We start from the raw sequence: 20,035 nt of genomic DNA, 5'->3' as shown, positions 1-20,035 counted from the left end.
CATTACTTATTCAGCCAGGATAGACATCTCTGCTCCAGAAGCATAGTCCTGTCCGCTCTGTTCGCTGAGAGCCGTGAAGCGGATATAGCGTGCTTTGACAGGTTTATCAAAGTTTACAATCTTCTCCTTGCGATTCATTTCAAAGCTGCCTTTTGCCACCGGATCGCTCCAAGTCTTTCCGTCCAAGCTTGTCTGGATACTGTAATTCTTGATATTACCGTTATCGCTATCCTGACGGGGCAGATAGGTGAATCCTTTGATGGCTCTCACTTCACCTGCATCCAAATCAATCCAATGCGGATATTTAGCCATTGTAACCGAATACATGGTATGCCAGATAGTACTTGGATCATCATCTACCAAATTGGTAGCTTCGCCGCCATCCGTTTCCTGGCTACTGGCATTCATTAATTCTACCTGTAATTTTTCTATCTTATTGAAAGCCTGTATAGATTTAATGTCCGGTGTGGACTTGAACCAAGCTGTAACAACACCTCCGTCGCGCATAGGTATAGGAGCGGTATATAGTTGAACCTTTTTGCTCTTTCCTACTGTATAACAGACCTCTGCGTCAGGACGGGTAGAGACAAAAGAAACATCCCCCATTTTATTGCGGACAATGCTCAACGGAATTTCTCCGTCACCACTTACTTGTGCAGCTGCTATTAGATTTTGACTAGCCGGACGAATAATAAATCCAAAAGAATGTTGCCCGGCAAATACACGGTCATCAATTAACGGACCTCCTTGTCCACAACTGTTTCCACCCAAACCGGTAACTGCCAGATCTAAATGCAAATAGGTATCATTAACCGCTGGAAGTTGATAGGGATGTCCTGCCAACACCATATCTACAGCCGAATATTGCAACGGAGCTACAGACATACGGTTAGTGGCAATAAACTGGGCACCGACGCCGTTACCCTTAGTAAGTGCACACCAACGCACATCTTCATGGTTAGAAATGTCCTGTGGTTTAGGGAAGTTGACGAACTCGTCAGCCACCTTATTATGGTAGATCTCAATGAACTGTCCAGTCTTGCGATCGGGATAATTCTCGATAGGACCACGACCGTAGTAAGTAAAGTTCTCATATTCTCCGGGAACTTTCATCAGATAACCTAAACGGGGCAATACTAAACCAGGACGATTGGATGTAATACCGGCTTGCAATTCAATAGAGCCGTCACGATAAACTGTCCATATCTGATTGGTAGTAAACTTAAAGTCATTCTCTCCGAATTTCTGTTCGGTCAGCTCTTCAATCTTATTCTTACCGCTGGATGTTCCGCCAAGAATACGGGCAGCATTCGGCGCTTGCGATTCTACAGTAAAGGCAAGAACTATCGTACCGTCAGCACGTTGCATCACTTTGCTTTGAGTGGCCCTATGCTTCAAGTTATGCAGCCCGCTTTCAAACCAAGCTGAATAAGCCCAGTTATCATTATTAGTGAAAGCACGAAGTGCATCGAGTTGCGGGCCGTTGCCATCAGCAATAATCGTTTCACCATTATACTTCAAACTATAAATTGTACCGGTCTGCATATCAAAACGAGCCTCAAAGCCATCGCCCTTGATAGTGGTGAATCGAGCATCCGCTTTGTCCAGGTTCAGATTAGCGGCTGAGGCTGTAGCCGTACCCATATCAGGCAAACCCGTTGCTTGCTTCAATGCTATTTGCTCTTCGGCCATCGTATAGCCTTTTTCTGCCCAAGGTTCTGTTTCTTTCAGTTGGAATTGGACTTTCACAAAGTATTCAGCTTCCGGCTTCAGAGTCTGATAGTCGTATGGAATCTGAACAGTAACACGGCTACGGGGAGCAACCTGGCCTACAGGAAGCAAATCGTTCTGCACTTCTTTTCCATTCTCATAAAGCGACCAGCGCACTTGATAGTCGGACAAGTCCTTAAAGTAGTATTTATTAAATATTTCGAAGCTACCTTTCTCTACATCCAGTGCTTTCACACTGATATGCTGGTACACCTTCTTCACTTCATAGTATTGGGGTTTGGGTTCAAGGTCACCGAAGACGATGCCGTTCATCACGAATTGTCCATCGTTGGGAGTATCACCAAAGTCACCACCGTATGCCAGATAACGTTTGCCATCGGCAGTATAGTTGTACATAGATTGATCTACCCAGTCCCAAATAGCACCGCCACAGAAGAAGTTAGTAGATTCGATGGCATCCCAATAGTCCACCAAATTACCACAGGCATTACCCATAGAGTGGGCATACTCTGAGATATGGAACGGATATTTGATGTCATATTTTCCTTTTACAGCTTCGCGCGTCCATGCAATAGAGGGGTATTGATTAGAGCCCATATCCACAATATCATTATTTCGTTCATACTGCACGGGACGTGAGAGGTCGAAGGCTTTCAGCGCATTATAAGCGGTTACAAAGTTCTTACCCGGACCGGCTTCATTTCCTAATGACCAGATAACAATAGAAGGATGATTAACAGTACTATGCGTCATCTCCATAACACGGGCTACATGTGCACTCTCCCACTCTACTGGATGTGACAAGGAAGCTTTTCCATAATAATATTCGTGTGATTCGAGATTTGCCTCATCTTCGAGATAGATGCCATATTTATCGCATAAGTAGTACCAGTAAGGATCATCGGGATAATGAGAATTACGAACATGATTAATATTCGCTTTTTTCATCAGCATCACTTCCTTCTCCATCATTTCGCGGGTGATAGCATGTCCTACACCCGGATTGGATTCGTGACGATTAACACCTTTCAGTTTGGCAGTTTTGCCATTGATATAATAGTAACGTCCAGCCAATCCGAATTCATCAGCAGAAGCAGGAGTATCCTTAATTTCAACTTTACGGAAACCTACATACGTGGAAATCACTTCTATAGTACGTCCCTTTTTATCTTTCAATTCTCCTACCAATGTATAACGGTAAGGCTTTTCAGCCGACCACAAACTAGGAGTTTTCTGCACTAGAATTGTCTGACACGACACGATTCCATCTTTATCTATCGGATTGATAGGGGTAGTTGCAGCACCGGAAGCTACCAATGTATTTTCATCCGAATACAATTTATTGGCATAAAGCGAATAAACCATACTATAGCCTTTAACTTCCTTCTTATCAAGATTACGGATGTCAGCTTTAATGGTCAAAGTACCTTCGTCGAGAGTTGCGTTCAAGTCGGGAGTCACTACCCAATCCCGAACATGTACTTTCGGAACAGAAGTCAATGCAACCGTGCGGAAGATACCCGGCAAGCGGAACATATCCTGCGCTTCGAGAAACGAACCGTCGGAACTACGATATACTTCGGCAGCAACCACGTTTTTACCTTTTACCAGATGAGGCGTTATGTTGAAACTTGCCAAGTTACGGGAGTTCTTAGAAAAACCTACATAATGTCCGTTAATCCAAAGATAAAAGAAAGAATCCACACCATCGAAGTTTATAAAAACTTCACGACCGTCCCAACTTGCGGGTACAGTGAAGTCGCGGCGATAAGAACCGACTTCGTTGCGATCTTTGAATGTGGTCCAGTTTGCGGGTGGTGTGCGCATCACTCCTCCACGCCAGTCGTCCACCGCTACTTTATGCTGGAAGATTACCGGTTGATTGACATAAATTGGTGTGCCATATTTCAGCGATCCGTCTTTCTGAACACCATAGATATTCCAACTGGAAGGTACAGGTATCTCATCCCAGCTGTTTACATCATAGTCCGTACGATAGAAGTCCTTCGGACGCTTGTCAGGGTCGGGCGCCCAATTGAATTTCCAATCACCATTAAGACTCATCCAATACGAACTGTTTTCAGGCAACACTTTACGAACAGTAGTTGCGTCAGCAAAAGAGTAAAAAATAGCATGAGGTTGTTCTTTGTTCAAAGCAAGTCGTTCGGGAGATTCCCATTCTTTGCCATCAGGTGCTTCAATAGTAGCATACTGATACCCTTTTAGCAAATTGCCACCTTCCGCCGCTACAGGCAAAACTAAAGCACTAAGAAGCAGTGCACTAAGAATTTTCTTCATAAGATAGATTAGTTATTAAGGTTATATATCTGCAAAAGTATTAGTTTTAAGGAGAGAATAAAAATAAGGCATGCTTTTTTTAGCATACCTTATATTATTACAGACATCTGTCTGAGAATGAAGATTATTTCTTAATCTAACTTTCTAATTCATGTTACGGTTGCTTCCAGCTTAAAGTATGGAAGGAGTGAGGAGGCAAGGCAAGCGTTACTTTTTCTTTTCCGACTTCAAAAGTTATTGTTTCATCAGCATTAGTTACATTGGCAATAATCGCACTGACTGTACTATCGGGATTTACAAAAGCCAGCATATTTTTATCAGACGGAGTTTCCAGCATATAGGCACCAGTCTGTACAAAATGTCCCAGATGTTTCATCAGATAGAATTCCGGATTATACGTCACAGCATGAGTTTTCTTATCGATAGATACCATTGAATTCTGGTTCCATCCCCAAGGGCTGATACCCGGCGAAGGAAGAATCATATTCCAATAATGATATGAATTGATGCCATTGCTGAAATAATGCTTCATCAGGTTCCAGGTATATTCTGCATAATCCCATGAATTTGCTCCGTTACCACATTCCGTTTCGGTTTGCATCAACTTCAGCTCAGGGTATTCACGATGAATAGTTGGAATAGCCTTTTTACCGTCCCACTGGAACCCCACACCCTTGATATATTTGGCAGCTTGTTCATCTTGCAAGGCAACACGCACATAATCCGGATTAGCCGTATTGATGGTTCCAAAATAGATATCAGTCTGGATGTTTTCTCTTTCGAAAGTTGGTCCAAGATAATGTCCCAGGAAAAAAGTCAAATCTTCAGTCCGCCATTTGCAACTAGGAAACACCTGATTGGAACAAGGTTCATTCTGAACATGAATGCACTCCAGTGGCAATCCTTCCGCCTCATAAGCTTTGATGAAACGCGCAAAATAATTGGCATAAGTTTTCAGATATCCTTCTTCCATTCGGAAACCGGTACTGAATTCTGCAATAGCCTCCGAAGGTGCAAGCCCATTCACATCTTTTTCGCCGGAAGGACGAATGGCAGATGCATAATGATTATTCGTCTTCATCCATGCCGGCGGACACCAAGGCGAAGCCCAGATACGCAAATCAGGATTAATCTGACGGGCAGCTTTGATGTAGGGAATCAGTATATACCGATCACGATCTATATTGAAATTCACCAAATTAAAGTCGCCTGCCACATCAGCCGAAGAATAAAAACTCATGGCAAAGTCATTCGCCCCCATCGAAAGACGACAGTAATCAAAACAAGCTCCGTCTTTTCCGAAGATGGCTTTGAGGACATTCTCTCTAGCTTCAGCAGATAAAGCATTCAGTGCATCCCAACCCATTTCATTGAAGCATCCACCTATACCTGTAATCAGCTGCAAGCGTTTAGAGGTATCAAGAACAATCTTATTTTCCGTATCGTTCCGCTCTGCTTTCACTTTCTGCTTAACCCAGGGAGCCGCCTGAGTGGTAGAATACCACTCTATTTTCTGTGCAGAAATATTTCCGCACAGAAATAGTATTACTATTAAACTAATAAACCGCATAGGCTATTTTATTTTCTTTGTTGCACCATCTGGATGCTTCCATCTTCATTGTAGAAAAGTTTGTCTGCACAAATAGAACGAAGCCAGTCATGATGCGATAAAGCGCTGTTATGATAGAAAGCAAACCACTGACCTTTGAATTCAACAATAGAACCATGATTGGTATAACTATCAGTAGGTTCCATATAGATACCCATGTGCTTCCACGGACCAAGCGGATTGTCACTAATAGCATAACGCATACGGTTGTCACCCGGCACACCGTCATTCCAGTTATCATCATGATTATCGGAATAAGAAAGGTAATATTTACCATTATATTTATGTATCCAAGTTGCTTCATGGAAGTCTTCCAGCCCTTCCATCTTCTGCATCGGACCGTCAAGTTCTATCATATTATCCTTCAACTTACCACCTTTGCAAGTGCCACCGCCACCATTATAAATGTAAGCCTGACCGTCGTCGTCAACAAATACACAAGGGTCAATCATCGGGTCCATTCCTTCGATATAACCTTGCACTGTAAAGTTTGCAGCAGGTTCCTTGCTGGTAGCTACACCGATTTTCCAACTATCATTCCACTTGGTATCACTGGGATGCGGGAAGTAGAAATAATAGGTGCCATCCTTGTAAGCACAATCGGGTGCCCACATGAATCCGCCTTCTTTACGTCCCCAAGACACTTGAGAAGAATTAAGGATCTCGCCATGATCTTTCCAAGTCACCATGTCATCGGTAGAAAACACATGATAGCGGTCCATCAAGTCGCAACCACGAGGAGGTGCAATATCATGTGAAGCATACACATACAGACGACCATCCTTCCATACATGGGCTGAAGGATCGGCTGTGTACATATGTGTAATAAAAGGATTAGGTGCCATACTATCGATAGCTGCCTCTTCTTTAGTAGAATGACTCTTTGTAGAATGACAGGACGCCATCATTCCGGCAAAGCAGAATAGCAATACAGGATAAAAGTACTTTTTCATAAACTAACGTGTTTTAATGTTGACAATAAATTATATTCATTCTATCTTTGACTGATAGCAACTTCCTTCTGTAAACGAATATCAGCAGAAGAAGCACCTACCATAATAGTATAATTGCCCGAAGGATATACAAACTTGCCTTGAGCTTCATCCCAGTAGCGAAGCAGATCCTTCCTTAGTTTGATTTGCACCTGCCGGTTCTCGCCATTCTTCAAAGAGACACGCTCAAATCCTTTCAGTTCCTTTATCGGCATAACTTCATCACGACCAGGAAGCTTCACGTAGACCTGTGCCACTTCATCACCGGTACGTTTACCTGTATTTTTCAGTCGGAAAGACAATGTGATTTCTTCTTCACCATCAGCAACCTGAAGATCAGAATACTTGAAAGAAGTATAACTTAAACCATAACCAAAAGGATACAATACATCTCCTTTAAAGTATTTGTATGTACGTCCTTTCGTTATATCATAATCATCGAATGCAGGAAGTTCGTCCAAACTCTTGTAATAAGTCAGTGGTAAACGTCCGCCCGGATTATAATCACCAAACAGAACTTCGGCAACAGCAGTACCGCCCTGTTCACCCGGATACCAGGCATTTACAATAGCAGGAATATGCTCGTTCATCCAATTTACAGCCAAAGAACTTCCTGCAACCAATACTACTACAATATTGGGATTCACCTTATAAATCTCCTGCAAGAACTCACGTTGGTCAGCCGGTAATTGAATATCAGACCGGTCTTGCCCTTCACGCTCAATGGACTTATTGATTCCTAGTACGGCAACCACCGTTTCGCATTCACGTACTGCTTTGCCGGCTTCACCATACAAATCCAAACGAGTCTTTTTCTCTACCTGTGGTACTCTCCATTGCAATTTGGCAATGGCATAATCACGGTTATCATAATACTCGGCTTTCAATTGATAATCTTTGCCGGCTTCCATATACATAGATACAGAATCTATCCTGACCGCATGCCCACCCCAAGAGTCAATCACTAATTTATCATCAATGCTCAGACGACAACCATCATCCGAAGTGAAATTGAAAGTATATTCTCCGGAGACTGTAGGACGAAGTTTTCCTGTCCAACGAATAGACAAGGGAGATTTGGGTAAGAACGGATCGGGAGCCTGATTAGCCGGTTCAAAATTAATCCAACTCTCTTTTCTTACTTTAGGAGTGCCCTGTAAACGGGTATCTTCATAATATTCTGCTTGCAGACCTTCCGGAAAGTTAGCGCCTTGTATCAGTTCCATTCCATCGGCTGCCGATTTCCAGGGAGCATAAACAACTTTCACGTCCTTACCTACCCGCGCCTTAATACCTTCGACAATAGAAACGGGCGCTATCACCGGCGAACCGCTATAATCACCAAACTCGCAACTACCGGCATTGATACCCACCACTGCTATAGATTTTATCCTTTTCTCATTAAGTGGCAGCATGTTCTTTTGATTCTTCAACAGAACGATGCACTGGCGAGCTGCATCCAACGAAATTTCTTGGTGTTCTTTAGAACCAATTACCGAGGGTGATATCCGAGTATAAGGATTTTGTTCCCCACTATCAAACAGACCTAATTTCATCCGTGCCGTTAGTACCCGGTAAGCTGCCGAATCAATATCAGCATCGGTCACCATACTCTGGCGATAGGCATTCTGCAAAGGAAGATCATAGACATCATCACCGCACTCCAAATCCAGACCGGCTTTAATGGATAAAGTAGCCGCCGCTTCTTTCGTCTTGACATATTTATGAGCGTTGACCAGTAAAGAAGGACCACCGCAATCGGACACCACATAGCCATTGAATCCCCAATCCTGACGAAGCACTTTAGTTAATAGCCAAGGATTAAGCGTACAAGGGACATCGTTAATCGCGTTATAGGCAGACATGATAGAAGCCGCTTTACCATCTTTTACACAAGCTTCAAATGCCGGAAGATAGTATTCACGCAATTGCTTCTCCGAAATCTGCGGATTACAAACAAAGCGGTTATGTTCCTCATTGTTTGCTGCAAAATGTTTGGGAGTGGAGACTATCTTCAGGTATCGGGTATCGTCTCCTTGCAAACCTTTTACAAAGGCAGTTCCCATAATGCCACTCAGGTATGGGTCTTCACCGTAGGTTTCGGGCGTACGTCCCCAACGTGGATCACGTGCCATATTAACGGTAGGCGACCAAAAAGTGAGCAAATCACTAAACTGGCTCTTTTGTTCCCTACCCTGATCCAATTCATTCCAACGGGCACGAGCCTCATCGGAAATAACCGTAGCTATGCGTTGCAACAAGGTAGGGTTCCAAGTAGCCGCAAAGCCGATGGCCTGCGGAAATACCGTAAAGCGTCCCGGACGGACTACTCCATGCAATGCTTCGTTTCCATGATAATACTTCGGGATGTCCAATCGGGATATTCCCGGAGAAGTAGCACGCAACAAACTTATTTTCTCCTCGACCGTCAAGCGTGATAATAAGTCCATTACACGCTCGTGAATCGTAGCTTTTTCATTTTTGAATAGCTCCTGGGCTTGTGCCGGATAGGCACAAGCCACCAGAGCCAGTAATCCTGACAATACAATCTTCTTAAATGTTCTCATGATTAAATCTAACTATTACCTATGCCTAAAAATTATTTTCCAGCAGAAGGGGGAACTACATCTACCGAGCTACCCCAAGCTTTATTCGCTTTATTACCCATTACCAAAACCAACTTACCTCCATCCTTTATATCATCGTGACTGAACCAAGGCTTATTCCACTCCTTGCCATTCAACGTGGCAGACTGTATATATTTATTTTCATCAGATGTACCTTTTGCTTCAACCTCAAAGACTTTTCCGTTACTCAGAGTTACTTTGGCATTCGTAAACAGCGGACTGCCTATGTTGTAAGCAGGGAATCCCGGAGTTACCGGATAGAATCCCAATGAAGAGAAGACAACAAACGCTGACATACCACCACCGTCTTCATCACCCGGCACACCCATCAAGTCGTTACGGAACCAAGTCTTCAACAACTGACGGATACGCTTTTGCGTTTTCCACGGCTGACCGGCATAATTATATAAATAAGGTATATGCAAACTGGGTTCATTAGCCATTGAGAACTGCCCTACATTACCTGTATGATCGGGTATCTGAGCATAGAAAGCATATTTGCCACGTCCTAACGGTTCACGGAAAGTCTGGTCCAAATTAGCGATGAACTTCTCATTACCTCCCATCAGATCAATCAAATCGGCTACATTGTGAGGAACATCCCAACGATATACCCAACCGTTGTTTTCACCATAATATTCACGAGCACCCATGCCACCGGAAAAGCGATAATCGAACGGTTCTATCCATTTGCCATTCTTGTCCTTCGGATGGAAGAAACCAGTCTCGGCATTATATACATTGCGATAATTGTGAGCACATTCCAAATAATGGGCGGCATCTTCTTTCTTACCCAAAGCATCGGCAATACGCGACAAGCACCATTGGTCGTAAGAAGTACCCAGCGTAACGGCAATGGGCTGACGTTTCTCAAACGGATGTACATTCGGGTCAGTTTCCTTCTCACCCTCTTGAAGCGCCGGAATATATCCGTTCTTCTTATAGAAATCGTCTATCCAACCGGCAGCGGCACCCGACCACGGAGCCAGTGTTTTTTCTTCTATCCCTTTACGGCAGGCTTCGTAAGCTTTCTCCAAGTCGAACTTCAATCCTTTGGTAGCAGCATCAGCTACCGTAGCCACGGCATGATTGGAATTCATACGGCGGGAATCTCCTGTAATCTCGGGGAAAGTAGGCATCCACATATCGCCCATCTGTTCCGCCATGCGAAGGTAGGAATCTATCACATTCTTTTCTGTTCCTTCATCAATCAAGAGACGCAAAGGGTGGGCAGCACGGTAAGTATCCCAAATCCAGTCGTCGGTAAAGAAAGGTTCGCCCTCGTCTTCATGCACTTTTCCGTCGAACGCACTGAAATAGCGACCATCTTCGCTGATACATACCGGACGTTCGAAGACACGATAGAGCGAAGTATATAATATTTGCTTGTCATCTTCCGAACCACCTTCTACGGTAATATCTCCCAATGCTTCATTCCATATCTGACGTCCCTTATCTGCAAGTGCTTGCAGATTGTAGTCAGGAAGTTCCCGTTGCATATTCTTCTTAGCCTGTTCCTCGCTGATGAAAGAGATACCATAACGAAGATTTACTGTCTTAGTACCGTCAGCAAAACGAAGTACGGCACAAGCATTATGCCCTTCAGCTTCTTTTCGGTTAGTATCAATCTTGCCGTCAGCCAGAATACCGGCTTCCTGTGGAGCTATGTCCGACTCCATATATAAATAGACGCGTGTGTTGTTTTCCAATTGTTGATAGCCGCTGACAAATCCATCGCCGACCTTAATGGTTCCGTTTCGGGAGTTGAGAATCATGTAAACCGGTTTGCCGTCCTGCTCATAGTCTATCTGATAAAGAGCCGACTGGTGGGAAGGAGCATACTTCACCTGAATCTGATCGTCATCCAGATAAGTTTCATAATAATAAGGTTTCAGAACCTCTGCATCGTAACTATAGTTTACTACCGGAGAGAACTCTGTTCCTTGATAAGGACTCAAGTTGAAGGCTGAACTTCCACGATGACTAGTAACAATCAAAGGAAGTCCCTTTAATTGGTCAGTAGTGAAATCCCCTCGTTCGGGATAAACACGAAGCATGCTGTTAGGCAGATGAATCGTCGGGAAAGTGGGTACCAATAAATGACTGATATTTCCCATATAAGGATTTACATAGTCAACCGGAGTTTCCACTTGTGCTTTACTTTGTACCGAATTACACGCACCCAACATAGTTGCTAAAGCTGCGGATGCCAATAGATGTGCTAATTTCATAATATACTAATTTTGATTATTTCCTGAGACAAAAATAGGATTATAAGGTTTATATATCACTTAAAATCGGATTAATAGCGAATTAAATATGTGAATTAATAGTGAATTACATCTTTTTTAACATCATTGTCTGTGCATTACTTAGTCTGCTTTACAACTTGTATACTTCCATCAGAGTTATAATATAGTTTATCTACGCAAACCGAACGAAGATTACCCTCTCCCGAGAAATCAGAAGAATGATAGAAGGCATACCATTGGCCTTTGTATTCAACAATCGAACCATGACTGGTATCGCAACTGGTGGGTTGCAAATAAATACCTTGATACGTCCACGGTCCCAAAGGAGTATTGCCGGTAGCATAATTCAAACGATTGGCTCCCGGATTATTATCGGCATACGACAAATAGTAGATGCCATTTCTTTTATGTACCCAAGCCGCTTCGTGGAAATCTTTCAAACCGGTCATTGGCTTTACCGCTCCTTCCAGTTTCGTCCAATCATCTTTTTGCAGCTTACCGCCATAGCATTTGCCTCCACCTCCATTATATATATAAGGTTGACCATCATCGTCTACAAAGACACATGGATCTATTTCGGATGGCATGCCTTCAACATAGCCCACTACGCGGAATTCCTTACCGGGATATTTACTGGTAGCCACACCTACCCGCCACGTACTATTCCAATTGGCAGTGCTGGTGGGGTGCGGGAAATAGAAGTAGTAAGTCTTATTCACTGGATTGTATACACAATCAGGAGCCCACATAAAACCTTCACAACCCCAATCGGCATGCTTGCGTACGGTTGCAGCATTCATGATTTCACCATGATCAGTCCAGTTCACCATATCTTCGGTAGAGAAAACATGGTAACGATCCATACGGTCGCAACCTTTAGCGGGTTCCATATCATGGGAGGCATATACGTAGAGCACCTCTTTTCCGTCGATGTTCCATACGTGCCCCGAAGCATCGGCTGTATAAAGAGGGCCTTTTATCCAACTGTTATACATGGGTGAATCAAAACCGACAAACAGAGGATTGCTCATTGCTTTAGTAACAGGATATACAAAAGAATTGGAGAGTTCTTCTAGTTTACCGGTACGGGTTAATACAAATTTGTCTATATTTCCGGGGGTACTGGCATAGTATTTCAGTACATGCTTGCCTTTGGTTAGCTGAATATTCCCGACAGTTGCTTTATGGGTAAAGTCCGTCCAACCACCAAGGGGCATGTCTATACCACGGCTCGCTCCACGTCCATCGACTTCAAAATAGAAGCTGCCTTTAGATCCGTCTCCTTTTATAATATAGGTATCAATGGAATAAGCACCGTCTTCACCCACATCAATCGTATAACACATCCATTCGCCGGGTTGCACATCTCCGATATAGTACTTTCCGGAAGCATTGCCATCTGCCCGAACATCAACGGCATGTTCACCCCGATAGCCGGCGTCGGCAGGTTTCGTGTCACTTTCATAATATGCCACGTTCTGCCCGCCTTCATCAAAGTCTTCAGCTTCCAAAGTGCCGGGTATGTAATGAGGCCCTTTGTAGGGTGTTCCTTTATAATTCTTCAGGAACTCTTCCGAGTTATAGTCCAAATCGTTATCATACTCATAAGGACCTTCATCAGGAGGGTTTACTTCCGGAGGTGTCACCTCCGGAATATCCTCAGCCGCATCATTGCCACTACAAGCCGCTAGGGTAAGCGTAATGATACAAAAAACAATCTGAAACCAATTGCCTGATAACCGCATACTTGTTTACTTTGTTTGTTTCACCACCTGTATGGTTCCGTCAGGATTATAATAGAGCTTATCTACACATACAGAACGGAGATTCCCTTGTCCGGAGATAGAGCTGTTATGATAGAGAGCATACCACTCACCTTTATACTCAACAATAGATCCGTGACTGGTATCACATCCTGTAGGTTCGAGGTAAATGCCCTGATATTTCCACGGTCCCATGGGTGAATCACTGGTCGCATAGTTCAAACGATTAGCACCTTTTCTGTTTTCAGAATGATTATCGGCATAAGAAAGGTAATAAATGCCATTTCTTTTATGCACCCAAGCAGCTTCATGGAAATCTTTCAAACCTTCCATGAATTGGAGTGGCTCAGCTATTTCTACCATATTGTCTTTCAACTTTGCGGCTGCACAACGTCCACCGCCACCGTAATAGAAATAAGCCTGACCGTCGTCATCTACAAAGACACACGGATCAATCATGGCAAAGGCATCGCCCAATCCTTCGATATAGCCTTGTACTTTAAAGTCTTTGGCAGGATGTTTGCTAGTGGCTACACCCACTTTCCATGTTTTATTCCAGTCGTCTCCACTCGGATGTGGGAAATAGAAATAATAGATACCGTTCTTGTAGGCACAGTCGGGCGCCCACATAAAACCGCCGTCTTTACGTCCCCAAGGTACTTGTGAAGAGTTCAGAATTTCTCCGTGATCTTTCCAGTGCACCATATCATTGGTAGAGAATACATGATAACGGTCCATCAAGTCACAACCACGTGGCGGGTCTATATCATGGGACGAATACACATACAAACGACCATCTTTCCACACATGCCCCGACGGGTCGGCAGTGTACATGTGTGTGATAAATGGATTCGGACCAAGAGTTACTGTTTTAGTTTGTTTTTGACTGCTACAACTCATCAATGTAAATGATAAGATAGCCATGGTAATTAGAACATTTTTCATACGTAAATTATAGTTTTGTATTTAATGCGAGCAAATTTAAGGTTGCATGGTTAAAAATACTCTTAATTTAGACTTAATACTTTGTCCTTTTTTCACTTACTGACATCTTATTCATATCCTAAGAATCTAAATCAGGCAATACTCCGCATGAAACGCCATTGTTTATCACCCGGGATATCTGTACAAAATCTGCAGGATATACATCAAAAATGCGTAAATGCTTTATTGATTTTATGCCAATGCTATATCCTTTTCTTCGTCACACGACTGAGGGCTGTTCGGCACACATACCAGGGCTCTACGGTTTACGTACCTGGGCTCTACAGCCCTCAGCCGTGTGACGAAGAAAAGGATGAAGCTTTAAGACATTATGCATTCTTGTTCTACACATTATGTATTAATACTGAGAGGAAAAAGTACATGCATCCAAGAGGTTCGAACCATACATTTTGTTTCATAACATCAGGCATTAAGACTGTATTGTGCAATAAGCCGGTCGCAAAAGCAGCTACTTTTGAATGATTAGGCATCAAAACTCCCCTATTTACGAGCAAATAAAGCCATTTTAGCATAAGTAATAATAGAGAACATAAAAGCAGATGAAACACAGACACACAAAACATTACCCGTAATAATTAGCAACTTTTCCAAAAAAAAGCGTGTTGGCAAGCAGTTTGCCGTCACTTGCCAACACAGTTGCCACCACTAGATAATCACCTAATCCAAAGGAAATTAAGCATAATAGTGTTGGGTGTTGGCAAAAATCGATATAAACCCCATGTGAATAATAGTCCCTCGACTTATCTCTTATCCCGTCGTGGCATTTCAAAGTTCAGAGGCTTTTCATGACGAAGCATCTTAGCAGCCTCACCCGTCAACCACAAATAATGATCGGACGGCATGCCATCCATACCTACAAACTTGATTTCTTTTCCTACCGGCGGATTGTCCGTACACTTGAAGATGGCTGTGCCTTCGTTTACTTCATCGAACATAGCTACATAAAGCATTTTGGCACCTGCAACGATTGCTGTTGAAATCTGTTGCCAGTAGAAACGTCCACCTTGACGGGGAATGGAGCCGGATGGTTTCACATCATCTTTGAACTCATGCCGGCTCAAATTATGCCAGCTAAAACCGGGAGTTACACAGGGGACATAGCCAACGTTATTCTTTTTGCACCACTCCATATCACTTAGAATCACATCACGGTAACGATCCATATCGTTGTGCAACAACGGAGTGAAACGCTGTACCATCCATGGCAGAACGATATCTGCCTGACGTATAAGTTCATGTAAGTATGGGTCGTGCGTACAGTCGGCATTCAGTTCACGCCAAAAAGTAGGTACGCCCAGCATTACACTACAACCACCGTATTCAGGGTCGTTCTTCAGGAAGTCAATGAAGCGTTCCATACCTATATTGCGGATGTCATACGGACGGTCGGGAAAACCGATCCCCCAGATAGTGACTAATGGTTTACCGTTATAGAAGACATACGTTTGTTCGCCCTCCTGATTGGTTACCCGTAATGAATCAACCAGATACTTCCAGTCGTCAATCAACACAGAACAATCCTCACCTTTAGCTGCCAGACCGGATAAATCGTACATGACGCCGATAGCACGTCCATATTTCGAAGCAGCTTTCATGGCATGTTTCAACACTTCACTACGTTTTCGTGCTTCCGGTCGGGCAGCTCCAACGAAACGCTGCATGAATACGCCGTCCAATCCATACTCCTGCATCCATTTAAAATGCAAATCTACTGTACTCTCATCTCTGGATGAAAAGAAACGGGCAGTAGAGCCATCGGCAAGTTTAAGTCCCGTAGGATAGGTCTTCTCATACTCACTGACGTCCGGCCACATATCGATGCGGGTACTTTGTTCATCAGGATACATCATTCCTTTCCGTGGCTGGCTAAACCATCCTTGATAACCCGCCATAACGAGACCATTGTAGGATGGATATTTGGTGTTTTTAGAATGTTTGGGTGCTGCATCCAGATTTCCAAACAAGAATAAAGCGAATAAAAAGAGAAAGTATCTTTTCATGGTTTCTATCATTTAAGTGTTTTGTTAATTAGATTATTATTGTTCGTTCCAAAGTCTTTTAATTATTTCCTCCTGAGAATAGCCCGAGGGGCAGGCTTCACTCTTCATATTAGCCCGATAATTGCCCTCAGTATGGTTAGGACAGGCTATCATCCGGTGACCGGGCATTTCAATATGACCATTCGGATCGGTATTACGTATCCAATGATGTGCGTATGTTAGCCAATCGTTTCGATAGTCTTCCGGTTGCAAGGACAACCAGGATATCTCATCCCATCCCCATACGAAGTGCGAAGTCAAATCCGCAACGTTTGGTTCTTTTCCACGACCATAATTATCAAATTCTACAAGATAGGGTAAATGCTTGCATTTCCATCCACTAGGCGATACACAGCCTTTACTCTTTTGGTAAAGAGCATCCAAATGATTCACCGCTAATTCAGCCTTATAAGGTTGTTCAGGGATTTCCTTAATGCGTAGTGGAAATGAGTTAAAGTCAAGCAGACTTACTCCATCTTTAACCATACCTTCATAAGGAGTATGAGCATCCAATAGCACCCAGTGCCGGCGGGCGTGAGTTTGTGCATACTCGCGTATCTTAGCGATAACGCGAGCCCAAGAATCACGATGCGGGTCGTTCATGCCAATCAGTTCAATCTGTCCGAGATGAAATGCTTCGCATCCTACTCCGATATAAGAACAGGCTAAATAATAGAACCAAAGTTGGGTTTCCATCCGACTTATATCGGGTACACTACTGCCTTTACGCCAATGGTTAACCAAACGTCCTTCCCGATTCAACATATCAACATAAGAGAAATTACGTGACTCAACAGGTAGTCCATAACCCGCGAATACCCAATCCGGAATCTTTATCTGATTTACTTCTTCGGTCACAATCTCGAATAAACAGCCTTGGAGAATGATGTCGGAATCGTAAGCATGCAACTCGTCAGCAAACAACTTCGCTTTACTCCAGAACTCTGCTTTATTGAGCAGGCTTTCACCTCCCCATCGATAGATGGAGCGTCCAATGAATTTGGCACCGATATTTTTAACCATACGCATATCATCTGCATGATAAGAGTAAACCCTGCTTCCTTCAGGCTTGTCGGGCATCAACAGATAAACCATCGTAATGGAGCGGTCCAGATAATTCTCTAAAACTGAACGGGATATGCCTTTCTCATCAAACCGATAATCTCTTTCTTGCCCTTGCAAGGAATGAGGAAGGAAGAAGAATATAATAATTATGTAACATACAAATTTCTTCATCATCACACTATTTTGTTTTTCATTTAAGCTTCAGACTCTTTCTATTTACTTCATTCCACCTTTTAAACAGCTCCGTCTGTATGGTATAATAACTTATCCATACAGACGGAGCTTAACAATCAGCTATCGTGCCGGCCAAGCATTCTTCAAAGGCACTTCGCCGCGAAGCATCTTACGTGCCTGTCCGGTAAGCCAAAGGTAATGATCAGTAGGCAGATCATCCTCGACACCCTGAAAGACGATATTGAGTTCACTTGCCTTCTTACACCAGCCTCCATCAAGCGTGCTTTCATCCACAGCAGTGGCTCCACGACCATAGCCGCCGGTCTTCTTGTTATACCACACATAGTAATCCTTTTCAGGCACATTACTTGGAACGTCCTTCTTGTTCAGGCATTTATAGATAGCAGTACCTTCGTCCATTTCATCGAACATTGCGACGTAAACCATCTCAGCCCCCAACTTAATGCCGCCATAAATCTGTTCCCAGAAGAATCTTCCCCCTAAACGATCTACCACACCATTGTTCGGGTGCATATTCAAGTCAGCTCCACCGGGGAAACAGTGGGGAGCATAGTGTACACCGTTCTCTTTACACCACTTAATGTCCGCATCAATCTTTGGTTTGCGGTCATTGTTATAGTCGGCTATCGAGTTATATCGGCCTACGAACCAGGGGAAAATGACGTTGGCGCTCTTTACCACTTCTGTGTACTTGGCACGTGGCCATTTGGTGGAGGTATGTGTACGCCAATCGTCGTTCACACCCAACATTATACTCCATCCCTGAGCTTTCAACGCTGTTATCAGGCTGGAAATGTTGTCTGCATTGAAAGGCTTCTCATCGAAACCCACCCCCCAAAGGGCAAGCAGTGGTTTACCGCCCTCATAGAGGTAGAACTTCTGCTGGTTACGATCTTTCAGATTATACAAATCCATAATTGATTGCGCATCTGCCAGCACCGCACTCTCATCACGGTTGCCTTCCATAAAACCGCCCAAGTCGTACATCACACTGATAGCACGTTGGTATTGGTTACTTCCTTTCATAGCATGCTTCAACACCATGTCGAAGTGATCTTTGCCATCGGGATTATTGATTACCTCGCCCACAAAACGTTGCATAAAGACACCATCGACACCATATTGCTGCATCCACTTGAAGTGGAGCAATACACTCGATTCATCGTAAGCGCTATACACTTGTGCCGTCTCTCCATTGGGTAAGGTGAACTTGGCAGAACGACCAGCAGGACCATCTACACCCGGTGTGTATTTCTTTGTATATTCAGACATATCGGGCCACATATCGATGGAGTTCTGTAAGACACCTGGTTTGAACACTTCACTTTCCCGGTAATGATACCACGCTGTGTTTTCCGCATTGCTATGGCTACATCCATCACCCGGCGCTCCGAACCAGCCTTGATAACCTGCCATCACTAATCCACGATAGGTATCAAATGGTTTGCCGTCTTCATGGAGGGTAAATTCAGGCTTGTTATACTCGTCTTCGGTGACTGGTTTGTCTGGTTTATCCGGTTCTATAGCTGGAGGAATAACGTCATCATTGCCACTCCCACAAGAAACTGTACATGCCCAAAGGGCACACAACAGTAAGTAATATATATTCTTTTGCTTCATTTTTCTATTTCAATGATTAAAAAAAGGCCGGAAGAATAAACATACGTCTCCCCTTCCGGCACATTTATTACAATCTTACTACCTTCATTAAAACTATTCGTTAGGAACTTCTATCTTTACAATTTCAGTATAATTATACTTTTCAAATTTATCCTTCACTCTAGCTCCCATACGAGCAAAGTAAATATATCCCGGCTTCACAGGTAGATCAACCGAATAAGTTATGCTTTTACCGTCTTCTTCCTTTTTTATCTTATCCCAAGTCTGCATGATGTTGATTTTAAATGTATTCGAGTTGTAATAACCAATGCAGTTGGAAGCACCACAGAAGCTGTTCAGACTGAGGAACGGACGGATTTCCGTAATTTGAGGAAGTCCTTCTGTCACTGGAGCGTCCAAACGACAAGACATGGTAAGTGTAGTTCCCACAAGTTTTGTTTGAAAATTAAATAACTTTAGATAAGGAGTTACCTCAAAATTTTGAGTAGTTTTCTTACCAAGTCCTACACGGATAGTATCTGCCGGCCACCAAGAGCCTTCCGGCACCATATCATACGTACCGGAAAAGAGCTTGGTATTATTAAACGTACCATCTTCCTTTATGGTAAGATCCTGACTTCCGGGATTAACTTTATAGCTCATTTCCCATATACGAATGTGACAATCACCTCGGTCGGAAACAATACCTTCTCCTGTAGTAGAATCTATAACTTTTCCATAGAAATGGCAATCGGGAGCATCGAAATTATCCACCTCCATGCATGATGCCATTAGCAATGCCGAAGTACCAAATAATAAACTATATATAAACTTTTTCATATCAATACTTTTATTAAACA

11 protein-coding genes are annotated in these 20,035 nt (G+C 43.3%); all 11 read right to left on the bottom strand.

The features are described 5' to 3' along the window. Window positions 1-6: 6 nt before the first annotated feature. Complete coding sequence (locus tag Q1W14_RS00100; protein ID WP_300698066.1) at window positions 7-4,029, bottom strand: glycoside hydrolase family 2 TIM barrel-domain containing protein; 4,023 nt, start codon at window positions 4,027-4,029, stop codon at window positions 7-9. 154 nt (window positions 4,030-4,183) lie between these two features. Then, window positions 4,184-5,599: a glycoside hydrolase family 30 protein gene (locus Q1W14_RS00095; RefSeq protein ID WP_300698064.1), complete on the bottom strand. Its 1,416-nt coding sequence runs from the start codon at window positions 5,597-5,599 to the stop codon at window positions 4,184-4,186. An 8-nt stretch (window positions 5,600-5,607) separates the two neighbouring features. Next, window positions 5,608-6,591, bottom strand: coding sequence for a family 43 glycosylhydrolase (locus tag Q1W14_RS00090; RefSeq protein ID WP_300698062.1), 984 nt, complete (start codon window positions 6,589-6,591; stop codon window positions 5,608-5,610). Between the two features lie 41 nt (window positions 6,592-6,632). Continuing rightward, a complete protein-coding gene (locus Q1W14_RS00085) occupies window positions 6,633-9,197 on the bottom strand; it encodes a beta-glucosidase (RefSeq protein ID WP_300698060.1) in 2,565 nt (854 codons plus the stop codon). A 32-nt stretch (window positions 9,198-9,229) separates the two neighbouring features. After that, window positions 9,230-11,488, bottom strand: a complete 2,259-nt coding sequence (locus tag Q1W14_RS00080) for a GH92 family glycosyl hydrolase (RefSeq protein ID WP_300698058.1) — start codon at window positions 11,486-11,488, stop codon at window positions 9,230-9,232. Window positions 11,489-11,625: 137 nt separating this feature from the next. Further along, window positions 11,626-13,254, bottom strand: a complete 1,629-nt coding sequence (locus Q1W14_RS00075) for a family 43 glycosylhydrolase (protein WP_300698057.1) — start codon at window positions 13,252-13,254, stop codon at window positions 11,626-11,628. 6 nt (window positions 13,255-13,260) lie between these two features. Continuing rightward, window positions 13,261-14,217 (bottom strand): family 43 glycosylhydrolase, encoded by a 957-nt coding sequence (locus Q1W14_RS00070; protein ID WP_300698055.1) that lies wholly within the window; start codon window positions 14,215-14,217, stop codon window positions 13,261-13,263. Between the two features lie 800 nt (window positions 14,218-15,017). Next, window positions 15,018-16,277, bottom strand: coding sequence for a glycoside hydrolase family 71/99-like protein (locus Q1W14_RS00065; RefSeq protein ID WP_300698053.1), 1,260 nt, complete (start codon window positions 16,275-16,277; stop codon window positions 15,018-15,020). A gap of 36 nt (window positions 16,278-16,313) precedes the next feature. Then, a complete protein-coding gene (locus Q1W14_RS00060; protein ID WP_300698051.1) occupies window positions 16,314-17,555 on the bottom strand; it encodes a hypothetical protein in 1,242 nt (413 codons plus the stop codon). A 120-nt stretch (window positions 17,556-17,675) separates the two neighbouring features. Continuing rightward, window positions 17,676-19,196, bottom strand: a complete 1,521-nt coding sequence (locus Q1W14_RS00055; RefSeq protein ID WP_300698049.1) for a glycoside hydrolase family 71/99-like protein — start codon at window positions 19,194-19,196, stop codon at window positions 17,676-17,678. Between the two features lie 93 nt (window positions 19,197-19,289). Beyond that, window positions 19,290-20,015 (bottom strand): DUF3823 domain-containing protein, encoded by a 726-nt coding sequence (locus tag Q1W14_RS00050; RefSeq protein ID WP_300698047.1) that lies wholly within the window; start codon window positions 20,013-20,015, stop codon window positions 19,290-19,292. Window positions 20,016-20,035: the final 20 nt, after the last annotated feature.

It is taken from the genome of Bacteroides sp., from assembly GCF_030151085.1.
Lineage (GTDB): Bacteria > Bacteroidota > Bacteroidia > Bacteroidales > Bacteroidaceae > Bacteroides.
The sequence above is the reverse complement of the archived record's forward strand: the minus strand, read 5'-3'. Positions and strand labels throughout refer to the sequence as shown.